This window comes from Ignavibacteriales bacterium (assembly GCA_026390575.1).
In the GTDB taxonomy this organism is placed as follows: domain Bacteria; phylum Bacteroidota; class Ignavibacteria; order UBA10030; family UBA10030; genus Fen-1298.
Window position 1 is genome coordinate 301,803 of sequence record JAPLFR010000006.1, and the last position, 13,184, is coordinate 314,986.

Sequence of the window (13,184 nt, forward strand, 5' to 3'; positions counted from 1 at the left end):
TGCATATGGCTGATAAACTTACATAATAATTTTCATAGTACGCAAATTTCTTTTGAGAAATTATTGAAAAAAAACCTACACTTAAAATTTCCTGCTTACCTCCGATTGAACAACCGGCATTATGGAAGAAGTCATCTTCCACACGCAGGCACGCGTTGTGAAACATCATGCTGATGAGAAAGACCATTGAGGTAAAAAAAACTCAATTCCCGAATAGATTAGACTCCGGAGTGAAACACTTCGGTGTTTTTTTTCCTACGCCTGTAATACTCTATTCAATTTTCTTAGGCACAAAGTTCGGGTACAACTTCTTCATGCAATCGGGGCAGACACCGTGACTAAATTTAGCTTGTGAGTGCGCCTGAATATATCCTTCGAGCTGCGTCCAATATCCTTTATCGTCGCGAATCTTTTTGCAATTGGAACATATCGGTACGAGTCCGCTTAAAACCTTAATATCTGCGATGGCATCTTGCAGTTCTTTAATCAACCGTTCGCGTTCATCATCTGCTTTCTTGCGTTCGGTGATATCTCTGCCAACACCGACCAGACCAATGGTTTGACCTTTTGCATCTCTTAATGGAAGTTTAGATGTGTTCAGCCAACGTTTCTGGCCTTGCTTATCAATTATATACTCCTCTTTATCGACTACTGCCTTGCCAGTCTGAATGACCGATTGATCGTCAGCATAAAATCCATCCGCTAACTCCTTCGGGTAAATATCGAAGTCATCTTTACCTATTGCCTCCGCTTCTGATTGGAGACCCATGTTATGCACATCGGCGACCGAATCAGGAAGATTGTTTATTAGTGTGCGCAATAAGTTGCGCTCCTTGGCTATTGCTTCATCCATCCGTCTTTGTTCTGCAAGCTCTCTTGCCCGTATACGACTTCTATAGAACAAGAAAATAACATATGCAATTATTGCAAACAGTATAGTGTAAAACCAGTAGGTTCGCCAAAATGGAGGTGTAATGCGGATGCTCAACGATGTGCCTTTCTCATTCCAGATGCCATCGTTATTTGAAGCCTTCACACGAAAAACATATTCTCCGGGATATAAATTGGTATAGGTTGCTGTGCGTTTTGTGCCAATATAATTCCACTCTTTATCAAATCCTTCCATCATATATGCATATTGGTTTTGACCTGGAGCGGTATAATCCAGAGCTGCAAATTCAAAAGAAAACACCGATTGATTATACGATAATACAATCTGATTGGACTGGGAAATTTGCTTACTTAATGGAGATCCGGCTTCACCAACTTTCACGGGTTTATTAAAAACTGTGAAATCGGTTATCATTACCTGTGGTAAATTGAGATTGTCAAATAGACTGTCGGGTCGAAAAATATTAAATCCATTTGTACCTCCAAAAAGTATTTCGCCTCCGGATGTTTTAAAACAACTGTTTCTAATATAACTGTTGCCCTGAAGTCCGTCGGTTAGTGTATAATTTCTGAATGAATTCAATTCCGGATCGAATTTAGAAATCCCCTTAGCAGTACTTGCCCAAATGAAACCATGGTCATCTTCAATCAGACCGGTTATATTATTATTCGGTAAACCATTTTTATCGTAGTAACGGGTAAACTTTTTATTTTTAGGATTGAAATGATTAAGGCCATTAACTGTCCCTATCCATAGTGTAGAATCACGTCCCGGCAATATATTATTGATCTGGGCGTAACTCAAACTATTTTCATCATCTTTTTTATTGTAAAAGTTCTCAAAAGTTTCTTTGTCAGGATTGAATATACTGAAACCAGAAGTATGCCCCAATATAATATTCCCGGCATAATCTTCGGCCATATTGAGCACCCAATTTGAGGGAAGTTTGCTATTATTCGATGAGTATGTAATAAAAGTGTTCCATTTCTTATCGTATTTGGCAAAACCAAGGTTCCCAAATGCAACCCATGTCCGGCCTTTGTGATCGACTAATATTTCAAATATATTGTCGTTCGGGATTCCATTTTTTTTCTTTGAGAATGTTGTAAATGTTTTATTCTTTTTATTGTACAAGTTAAGGCCACAATCCCATCCGCCTACCCAAATATCATTATCCTTGTCTTTACAAATTGATAATATTGCATCGCTTTTCAGACTTGAATTCTTTGAATTATAATGTATAATCCGATCCGTTTTTCGATTCCAAATATTGATTCCACCCCCATCGGTACCAATCCATAGAGTACCATCGTTATCTTCATAAAAACAACTTACTGCATTGTAACTAAGGCTATTGGGATTACCAGGAATTTTTTTATAGGTATAAAACTTTTTTTCGTTTTTCTTTACTACATTGACTCCACCGGTATAAGTACCAATCCAGAGGTTTCCTGTTTTATCTTCACAAATAGCATGAACTGAATTATTATTCAAATTATTAGGAATATTTTCATTCACCCGATAATTGATAAATGTTTTATTTTTAGAATTGAAGTAATCTAATCCTCCATTCTCGGTGCCTATCCAAATACCATCCTTTTGATCGGCATAAAGAACTAATATTATATTGCGATGCTCATCATCCGTAACAGGTTTGAATGTATCGAAGAAGTATTTTCCTGACCTCGATGTATTCATCCTGCACAATCCGCCACCTAAGGTTCCAATCCATATAGTACCATGCTTATCTTTTGTAAGCGAAAAGATTTCATTATAAGAAATACTTCGGGAATCATTTTCTTTGTGTATAAACCGGGTACTGGTTTTTGTTTCCGGGTTCAAAAGATTTAGCCCGCCCCCCATAGTTGCAATCAATATGTTGCCATCATTATCCTCAATGATAGAGCGAATATCGTTATTGCTTATGCTGTTAGGATTATCTTCTGCATGGATAAAATGGGTGAATTTATTATCTTTTCCATTAAATGAATTCAGACCGGCATCGGTTGTTCCAATCCAAAAACGTCCTTTTTTATCTTCATAAATACAATATGCCCTTTGTCCACTCAAACTGTTCGGGTCGTTAGCATTATGTGTATAATTAGTAAAAACATCGAGGTCTCGATTATATCGACTTAAGCCCCTGTCACTACCGAACCAGAGTTCTCCATGACTATCTTCATATATACAATCGATTTGATTGCCGGCAATACTCATTGAATCAGCAGGGTTATTATAATATTTCACAAAATTATAACCATCAAATTTGTTTAGCCCATTCATTGTGCCAAACCACATGAAACCATTTTTATCTTGTAATATGCAGTTTACTGAAGATTGAGATAATCCATCTTCAGGAGTAATGTACTTGAACTTGAGCCCCTGGGCTGTAATAGTTGTTGAAATGAATTCCAAGAGGAAAAGTATATTGAAAACAATTTTAAGACTCATGTTTTTTCGTTTTTTAAATAATCATTTTAAGTTACACTATTTAGACAATATTTAAAAATATTTTTGGGTTTTGTAAAAGCATTGAACGACGAAATACTTTACTCCGAATTGATTTCCTATCTCATTCAATATACACGAAAGATTAAACTCCGAAGTGAAACACTTCAGAGTTATTTATTCCTCCTGCAACACTTTCATTCTTTCTTCTTAGGTATGTAGTTCGGATACAACTTTACCATGCAATCGGGGCAGACACCGTGACTAAATTTAGCCTGTGAGTGCGCTTGTATATACCCTTCGAGTTGTGTCCAATATCCTTTATCGTCTCGTATCTTTTTACAATTTGAACAAATTGGGACAAGTCCGCTCAAGACTTTAATGTCTGCGACAGCATCTTGCAGCTCTTTAATCAAACGCTCACGTTCTAATACGGTGCGTTTTCGTTCTGTAATATTTTCGATAGCGCCCAGTACACGCTCTACCTTCCCTGATTCATTCTTCAAAGATACTCCTTGATCCTCAATATGAATATATTCTCCATCCCTGCGGCGATACCTGTACTCAATCAGATAATGGCCAATAGTTTTATTTGCCTCATCAATTAGAGACACTGCACGTTCGCGATCTTCTGGATGAATGTTATTCCGCCAATCGAAGATCGTTGAATTACGGTGTTCATTGGGTGTGTATCCAGTAACATCTTGTATAGCCCCTGCCCATTTGATAATACCTGTTTCAAAACGATAGTCATAGACTAATCGACCCGTTTGTTCAGCAATGATCCGAAATCGTTCTTCGCTTTCACGCAACGCTTCATCTGCTTTCTTGCGTTCGGTGATATCTCTGCCAACACCAACCAGACCAATGGTTTGACCTTCTGCATCTCTTAATGGAAGTTTAGATGTGTTCAGCCAACGTTTCTGGCCTTGCTTATCAATTATATACTCCTCTCTATTGACTACTGCCTTGCCAGTCTGAATGACCGATTGATCGTCAGCATAAAATCCATCCGCTAACTCCTTCGGGTAAATATCGAAGTCATCTTTACCTATTGCCTCCGCTTCTGATTGGAGACCCATGTTATGCACATCGGCGACATGTCAATCAATGTCCGCAGTAAGTATCTCTCCTTCTGAAGTGCTTCTTCTGCAAGCTTGCGTTTGGTGATATCTCTGCCAATGCCAATCAGACCAATGGTTTGACCTTTTTCATTCCGTAATGGAAGTTTAGATGTAGCCAGCCAACGTTTCTGGCCTTGCTCATCAATTACATACTCTTCTCTGTTGACTACTGCCTTGCCAGTCTGAATGACCGATTGGTCGTCAGCATAAAATCCATCCGCTAACTCCTTCGGGTAAATATCGAAGTCATCTTTACCTATTGCCTCCGCTTCTGATTGGAGACCCATATAATGCACTTCAGTAAGATTGGCAATAGTTTTGCGGCAGTTGACGTCTTTTACATAAATCGAATCAGGAAGATTGTCAATCAATGTCCGCAGTAGGTTTCTCTCCTTTTGAAGTGCTTCTTCTGCAAGCTTTCGTTCAGTGATATCTCTACCAATACCGACTAGTCCAATGATTTTACCTTCATTGTCTCGCAGTGGGAGTTTCGTTGTAGCTAACCAACGTATCTGACCTTGCTTATCATATACATACCCTTCTTTGGTGAATACTGAGTTGCCGGTCTGAATGACTGATTGATCACCAGCATAGAATTCCTCTGCCATCTCCTTAGGGAAAACATCAAAGTCGTCTTTGCCTATTGCCTCCGCTTCTGATTGGAGACCCATATAATTCACATCGGCGACATTGGCAATAGTTTTGCGACAATTAGTGTCTTTTACATAAATCGCATCAGGCAGGTTATCTATTACCATGCGTAATAAGTTGCGCTCCTTGGCAATTGCTTCATCCATTCGTCTTTGTTCCGCAAGCTCTCTTGCCCGTATACGACTTTGATAGAACAAGAAGATAACGCATGCAATTATTGCAAACAGTATAACATAAAACCAGTAGGTTCGCCAAAATGGAGGTGTAATGCGGATGCTCAACGATGCACCTTTCTCATTCCAGATGCCATCGTTATTCGAAGCCTTCACACGAAAAACATATTCTCCGGGATCTAAATTTGTATAGGTTGCTGTACGTTTTATGCCAATATAATTCCATTCTTTATCAAATCCTTCCATCATATATGCATATTGATTTTTCTCAGGATGTGTATAATTGAGAGCCGCAAAATCGAACGAAAAAACCGATTGTGTATAAGAAAGCGTAATTTCTTTCGTCTCAGCAATGGATTTTTTAAGCGGTGAGCCCTCTGTTCCTATATTCATAGATTTGTTAAAAATTTTGAAATCCGTAAGATATACAGGAGGAACAAATGGATTCTCGAGTATACTTTCAGAATGAACAATGTTAAAACCTTGCCTGCCCCCAAAAAACATTTCACCATTACGACTCTTCATTGCAGCCCTACCATTGAATTCATTTCCCTGAAGTCCGTCGCTCACATCATAATTTCTAAAAGTTTTCGTCTTGAAATTAAACCTGGATAGACCCTTCAGAGTACTCAACCATAGAGTACCTTGATTATCTTCTAAGATTCCTTGAATTGCGTTGTCAGGTAAACCATCTTCTTTACGAAAGATGGTAAACGTACCACTCTCTCTATTCATCAAATTCAGTCCATTACTCGTACCAATCCATATGTTGTGATAACTGTCTTCATAAATACTTTCTACGATATTATTACTTAAAGTGCTTGGTTCTGTTGGATCGTTTCGATAATGGGCAAACGAAACTTTACCCAATTTATCCTTTTTCATTAAATCCAATCCGCTCCCCTCTGTACCAATCCAAATTTGATCCTTGCTGTCTCGATAAAGCTGTATGATAGCATTAAAACTCAGGCTGTTTTCATCCGATTCATTATGGATGTAGGTAAAAAACCGTTTCTTTTTGGGATCATAAACATTTAGTCCGCTATTCGTGGCAATTAAAATATTGCCTTTATTATCATTGATCATTGTGTAAACATTATTACTTAAAAGACTACCGTTACCTGTATTATAGTGTTTAAATGTCTTCCTGTCTTTACTTAACACATCAATCCCGCCCGCCCACGTGCCCACCCAAAGATTTTCCTCTTTGTCCTCATAGAGACCTAATACTGCATCACTGCTTAAACTGTTTTTATTATTCTCGTTATGTCGGAAATGTTCAAATGATTTTTTATCTCTATTAAAGTAGTTGAGACCTCCTCCATCAGTAGCAATCCAAAGATTCCCATGTTTATCTTCAAGGAACTTTGATACGTTTTCATTACTCAAACTATTTCTGTTATTCGCTTGACGTCGGTAAGTAATGAACTTCTCATAGTACCTGTCAATCAAATTGAGACCTTTATCAAAAGTTCCAATCCATATTCTTCCAATCGGATCTTGATAAATGGACCAGATGGAGTTACTGCTAATGCTGGATTCATCATTGGGATCATTTTTGTAATGCTTCAAAGTTTTCTTCTCAATGTTGAATATTTCTAGACCGCCATTTTCAATTCCTATCCACAAGTAGCCGGTTTTGTCCAAGTGCATTGACAGGATGTGGTTATTCAACAGGCTATTAACGTCATTTGCATCATGCACATATTGTCTATATTTGATATGACCTGCACTATAACTTTCTATTGAAAAAAGCCCATTATCTTGAGTACCAACCCAGAATTTGCCCTGATTATCTTCTACTATCTTTCTGAATCGACCCGGGTTCAGGTTGCTTGCCCCTCCGTTATCAAATTTGAATTGTGTAAAACTTCGAGTATTTCTATCAAACAAGTTTAATTGTCCGTCTCTCGTGCCAATCCATAGATTCCCCTTACGATCTTCATAAAGACAATAAACTGTATTACTGCTCAGGCTCCTTCTGTCCTTATTATCATTCCTGTAATGAATAAAGTTATTATCTTTTTTATTAAACATATCGAGTCCGCCCTGATCTGTGCCGACCCACAAGTTTCCTCTTGAATCCTCCAAAATTGTATTGACAACGTTGTGACTCAAGCTGCCTTTATCTTCCTTTTTATGAACATATCGAACGAACTTGTTTTTATCTCTATCAAACATGTTCAAACCATCGGCCGTGGCAATCCATAAGTTGCCCTTACTGCTTTCTAAGATATCGAGTACCCAATTGGCACTCAGGCTTGTGGTATCATTACTAACGTTTTTATAAACGATAAATTCAGCGCCGTCATATCTGTTCAGCCCTCCTACCGTACCAAACCACATAAAACCCTTTCTGTCTTGCAGAATGCAACTAACCGAACTTTGAGAAAGACCTTCATATAAACGTTTGAATTTGATGTCATGCATTTGAGCAAATAAATTGGTTGACAAACTACTGACAACAATGAATAGGAGAATGATTTTTTTCATTGATTCACCTTATATTTTGCATCCAATATCTTACGAAACACCGATAAAATACTATTTGATTTGCACAACCTTTGGATAAAAATTTTTATGCTAATTTCCAGTAATTCATAAAGAAACGGTTTTAATGGATCTGATACTTTCTTCAATAGTCAGCAATAATACATATCATGAATAATGCCGTTGAGTAAAAAGTTTGGGTATATCAGAGGAAATAGAAATGACCGATAATAAGCTGAATATCAGTTTATGAAAAATACGCAAAGCTTTCCTCTGCTTTTTTCCAAAGCATTGTAATACTGCAATCATTGAAAAAGACGTTTTGAAGAATTGACAACGCTTTTACCGGTGAGCGGTTCCTAGGTCTAAAACATCTCAAACATATATCGAAAGACGTCTATGCGGAAAACCAAGATTATTTGTATAAAGTTACACTATATCATTATCAAAATCAAAGCAAGGGAGATCATTATACAGATGGGATCAGAATGCGAGTCTAATGATCTTTTAATAAGTGCTTTGCACAAGTGAATAAAATATGTATTTTAGTTAACAAATTATCAAAAATAATACTCCTCAACCAATAATAGAAAACTGGAAGATAGAAATTCTATTTATGGCTTATCAACTTATTTCTGACTTAACTCCTTCCGGGGATCAGCCGGAAGCAATCAAACAGCTTGTAGAAGGAATACAACGCGGTGATCGTCATCAAACACTTCTTGGTGTCACCGGCAGCGGTAAAACATTTACCATCTCCAATGTTATCACGCACATCAATAAACCTGTGTTGGTGATGTCCCATAATAAGACGTTGGCGGCACAATTATACGCAGAATTCAAAACGTATTTTCCTTATAACCGCGTTGAGTTCTTTATTAGTTACTACGATTATTATCAGCCGGAGGCGTATGTTCCAACAACCGATACGTACATCGCCAAAGATTCATCGGTAAACGATGAAATAGACCGCTTGCGGTTGCGGGCGACAAGCGCATTGTTAAGCGGCGATCCAAATGTCATCGTCGTCGCATCTGTCAGCTGCATCTACGGAATCGGCGCACCGGACGAATGGATCAGCCAGACACTCATGATTAAAAAAGGCGATCGTGTCGGCCGTCAGGGATTGCTCAAGCGGCTTATCGACTTGTTGTACACACGAAATGATTACGAATTTGCCCGGGGCACATTCCGCGTGCGCGGCGATGTCGTGGAAGTAATCCCAAGCTATGAGAACGAAGAAGCTATTCGCATCGAATTCTTTGGCGATGAAATCGAACGGATTTCTTACATCAACAAAGTTGATGGACAAGTTCTTGGCGAAGCGGACGGCGAGATGATTTATCCAGCAAAGCAATTTATCACTTCGCGCGAGACTATCGAACGTGCAATGAACGGCATCTACGATGAATTGCGCGAACGAACCGCAGAACTTCGTTTACTTGGCAAACTTGTCGAGGCGCAGCGAATTGAACAACGGACACGGTTCGATATGGAAATGCTGCGCGAAGTTGGATATTGCTCCGGCATCGAAAATTATTCGCGGCACTTCGCAGGCAGGTCGCCAGGCTCCCGCCCCTCATGCTTATTAGATTACTTTCCAAAGGATTTTCTTACCATCATCGACGAGTCGCATGTTACCGTATCGCAAATCGGCGCCATGTATGCCGGCGACCGCTCGCGCAAGACGACACTCGTTGAGTACGGATTCCGCCTTCCATCAGCGCTCGATAATCGACCGCTCATGTTCGATGAATGGGAAGCGATGGAGAAACAGATTATTTACGTCAGCGCAACACCCGGAACGTACGAATTACAGAAATGCCAAGGTGTTGTAGTGGAGCAGGTTATTCGCCCCACCGGACTCATTGATCCGGAAGTGGAAGTACGTGCGAGCAAACATCAGATTGATGATTTGATTGCGGAGATTCGTACTCGCACTGCGAAGAAAGAACGTACGCTCGTGACGACGCTGACGAAGCGCATGGCTGAAGATTTGACCGAGTATCTATCGAATATAAATATCAAAGTACGGTACATTCATTCGGAAGTGGATGCACTGGAGCGTGTGGAGACACTGCGCGATTTGCGATTGGGCGAGTTCGATGTCCTCGTGGGCGTAAATTTGCTTCGCGAAGGTCTTGATTTACCGGAAGTTTCGCTCGTCGCCATCATCGATGCAGACAAGGAAGGTTTTCTCCGCTCCGAACGCTCGCTCATCCAAACGGCAGGCCGTACCGCACGCAACTCGAATGGTAAAGTCATTCTTTATGCAGACAAAATGACCGGCTCAATGGAACGAATGATGAGCGAGACAAATCGCCGTCGTAAAAAACAGGTCGCGTACAATACCAAGCATGGTATTACACCGACAACCATCTACAAAACGACGGAGGAAATTCTTGCCGCGACATCTATCGCTGACGTGAAAATGAAACAAGACGAGCGATATCAGCGTTCAAAACCAATGGTTATTGCCGAGTCAGTCACAAAATATCTAACAAGCGATCAAAAGAAAGACATGCTGGAAGAATTAAAGGCAGAGATGAAGCGGGCGGCAAAAGATTTAGAGTTCGAGCGCGCCGCAGAACTGCGGAATGAGATTGAGAGGCTGGAAGGCAGGAATTAGTTGAGGCTATAAGTAGTGGCTAAGAAAACAATTATATGCGACGAATGACAGTTTTGATAACAGAATGCCAAATGTCAATTTCCAATTGAGAATTGAAAAGATGACTTCTGAAGAATTGAAACAACGCACAAAGGAAATGTCCTTAAATATTCTTCGGCTCGTTGCCACGGTACCTAAAACGAGAGAGGGTGATGTCATCGTAAAACAGATCATACGATCAGCAACGTCTGTTGCTGCAAATTACCGTGCTGCGTGTAAAGCACGGTCAAGGGCAGATTTTATCAATAAAATTGGAATCGTTGAAGAAGAGGCTGACGAGACTACGCTATGGCTTGACTATCTTTTAGAATTATCTCTTGTTGACAAAAATCGATGTCTTCAATTGCTACAGGAGACAAAAGAATTGGTCGCTATATTTGCAGCCTCAGCAATAACTGCAAAAAGCAAACGTGTAAAGTGATTCGGCAATCGTCAATTAGAAATCAGAAATTACTTTCTCTTTGAACATCGAACATCAATACATTGAACATTGAAAATCCGCGACTTAACAAATCGCCTTACTTCTCCTTTTCTCGACTTCCTCTACCCGCCGGTGTGCGTCGCTTGCAATAAACCCTTGCCGGATGGAGGTCAGAAAGTCTGTATGGACTGCTGGAATGCAATTCCGCTCGTGACACAACATCTCCATCTCTACCAAGAGACACGAGCGAAACTTCGCTCTGGAGGCGATATCAACGATCTTGTTTCATGTTTTGTTTTTGAGAAGGAAGGATCATTTCAGCACATTGCGCATGCATTGAAATATAAAGAGTATAAGTCTATCGGCATAGATTTGGGAATTCGCATCGGAGAAACGTTGGAAGAATGGAATTTTGAGGTCGACCTTCTTATCCCGGTACCGCTTCACCGCATAAAGCAGCGTGAGCGCGGCTATAACCAGTCCGAATTCATTGCGCGCGGTATTTCCTCCGTCATTGGCAAACCGATTGTTTTGAATGCAGTATGCAGGACACGTCACACGCTGACGCAGACGAAACTCACTATCGAAGAGCGGCGCAAAAACATGGAACATGCGTTCGAGCTCAGTCCACATTCATCGGACATCCTGTTTGAACAAAAATGTCTTTTGGTGGACGACGTCATCACGACCGGTGCTACAACGAATTCATGCGCGCAAGTAATGCATTTAGCGGGCGCAGCAAAAATCATTGCCGCAGCAGCAGCACTTGCCGAGTAGTCTGCATTCCTTTTATACATTCGTATATCATCCTTTTCCTATTTAAAATATACTTTTCTACAATTTTCAATTCAGCAACTTTAGTGTTGAAATTTTTAGCAATGGTTTTTCAAGCGTTTTTTGCAAATAAAGCCGTTTTTATGCCATATCTCTACCAAACTGATTGTTTTAAAGTTGGAACGGTTATTGTAATATTAGATCCAGAGAAATGAAATAGACAACGTGATCTTGAATAGAGAAGTAACAAGTTAATAATGACGATCTCTTACAAAAGAGCGGTCTGAAGGATTGAGACAATGCTTGGACAAACAGTAAACCCGCAAAAACCACAGATTCCACACGAACCAACACATCGCGACGACGCTAAGAAAGTGGTCAGCGAAATCTTAAAACGTGTGGATCAACTGATTCGACAGGGTAATCTCGACCATGCACAACTAGAGATTTCGAAAGCAAAGGCAGTGGATCCGCGCAATGTTTATGTTTTTGCCTTAGAAGAACGCATCTCTATTCTTAAAGATCAAATTGTTCATGTGGAAGAGAAACAGACTGTCAAGGAACCAATCTCTGCGCCTGTGATCGGACAAATTTCCAAACCAGAAACTAAGACTCCGCAGATGCCGACTCCACCCAAGCCAGAACCGACTATTGCGATTTCTTCACCGACTCCTAATGTAACAACTTCATCTATTCTGCCTTCACCATTTTTTGTCGGTCCTGTAATAAAGCCACAAGAAAAACGGGAAGATCGCATTCTTGATCGATCTGCTGATTTGGATTCCTATCGGCAAGCCCTCATTCATGCATGGTCCGACGGAGCGTTGACAGAAAACGAAGAACGACAATTGAACGAACTCCGAACGGTATTCGATATTTCGAAAGCCGATTATGAACACATTGAAAAGGATGTAAAATATGAATGCTATCGGAATGCATTGCTTCGACAGCTCTCCGACAATTCGAAGACGTTTTCTGACTCGAAATCCCTCACCGAGTTGCAGCACACTTTTCAAATCTCCGACGAGGAACATCTGCATATTCAGACACAGTTGATGAATACCATACAACACAAACAGCGGGACAAAGTGCTCGTCATCGACGACGATACACGGCTTTTAGAATTGCTTGCAGCATCGTTGGAAGACAGCGGATTTGATGTTACCGCACTTCCTACTTCTGATGAGGCGTACGCACTTCTCCGAAAATTCGTCCCCGATCTCATCCTGTGTGATATCAATTTAGAAACTTCTACGATGGGCGGATTTACGTTCTACGAAAAAGTACAGGAACTGAAAAGCGTTCAAAGCATTCCATTTGTTTTCTTAACCGGGCTTACAGATGAAGCCCTCGTTCGAACCGGTAAAGAACTTGGCGTGGATGATTATCTCATGAAACCGATTTCCGAACAAACGCTGGTTTCGACGCTGCGCGGCAAATTGAAGCGGTTTAGACAACTCAATAAAATAATAACTGCTCCTCTGCCTACGATGGCGGCGGCATAAACGATTTGGTGAAGGTGCAAAAAAATAAGTCATTCACA

7 protein-coding genes are annotated in these 13,184 nt (G+C 40.2%); 4 read left to right on the forward strand and 3 right to left on the reverse strand.

What is annotated here, in order from left to right:
* Positions 1-271 precede the first annotated feature (271 nt).
* From NTX44_04945 to NTX44_04955, 3 genes are all read right to left on the reverse strand, one after another.
* Positions 272-3,343, reverse strand: coding sequence for a triple tyrosine motif-containing protein (locus NTX44_04945; GenBank protein ID MCX6120943.1), 3,072 nt, complete (start codon positions 3,341-3,343; stop codon positions 272-274).
* Between the two features lie 194 nt (positions 3,344-3,537).
* The gene (locus NTX44_04950) at positions 3,538-4,422 is read right to left on the reverse strand and encodes a PAS domain S-box protein (protein ID MCX6120944.1); all 885 of its coding nucleotides are present in this window, start codon (positions 4,420-4,422) and stop codon (positions 3,538-3,540) included.
* Positions 4,392-7,781 carry a PAS domain-containing protein gene (locus tag NTX44_04955; protein MCX6120945.1) on the reverse strand — a complete coding sequence of 1,130 codons (3,390 nt, stop codon included), beginning with the start codon at positions 7,779-7,781 and terminating at the stop codon, positions 4,392-4,394. The genes NTX44_04950 and NTX44_04955 overlap by 31 nt, the downstream gene beginning before the upstream one ends.
* Positions 7,782-8,394: 613 nt before the next feature.
* On the opposite strand from NTX44_04955, the gene uvrB reads away from it, so the two are divergent.
* From uvrB to NTX44_04975, 4 genes are all read left to right on the forward strand, one after another.
* A complete protein-coding gene (gene uvrB, locus NTX44_04960) occupies positions 8,395-10,407 on the forward strand; it encodes an excinuclease ABC subunit UvrB (protein MCX6120946.1) in 2,013 nt (670 codons plus the stop codon).
* Between the two features lie 64 nt (positions 10,408-10,471).
* The gene (locus NTX44_04965) at positions 10,472-10,867 is read left to right on the forward strand and encodes a four helix bundle protein (GenBank protein ID MCX6120947.1); all 396 of its coding nucleotides are present in this window, start codon (positions 10,472-10,474) and stop codon (positions 10,865-10,867) included.
* A gap of 69 nt (positions 10,868-10,936) precedes the next feature.
* On the forward strand, positions 10,937-11,644 hold the full coding sequence (locus NTX44_04970) for a double zinc ribbon domain-containing protein (protein ID MCX6120948.1): 708 nt from the start codon (positions 10,937-10,939) through the stop codon (positions 11,642-11,644).
* A 296-nt stretch (positions 11,645-11,940) separates the two neighbouring features.
* Positions 11,941-13,146, forward strand: coding sequence for a response regulator (locus NTX44_04975; GenBank protein MCX6120949.1), 1,206 nt, complete (start codon positions 11,941-11,943; stop codon positions 13,144-13,146).
* Positions 13,147-13,184: the final 38 nt, after the last annotated feature.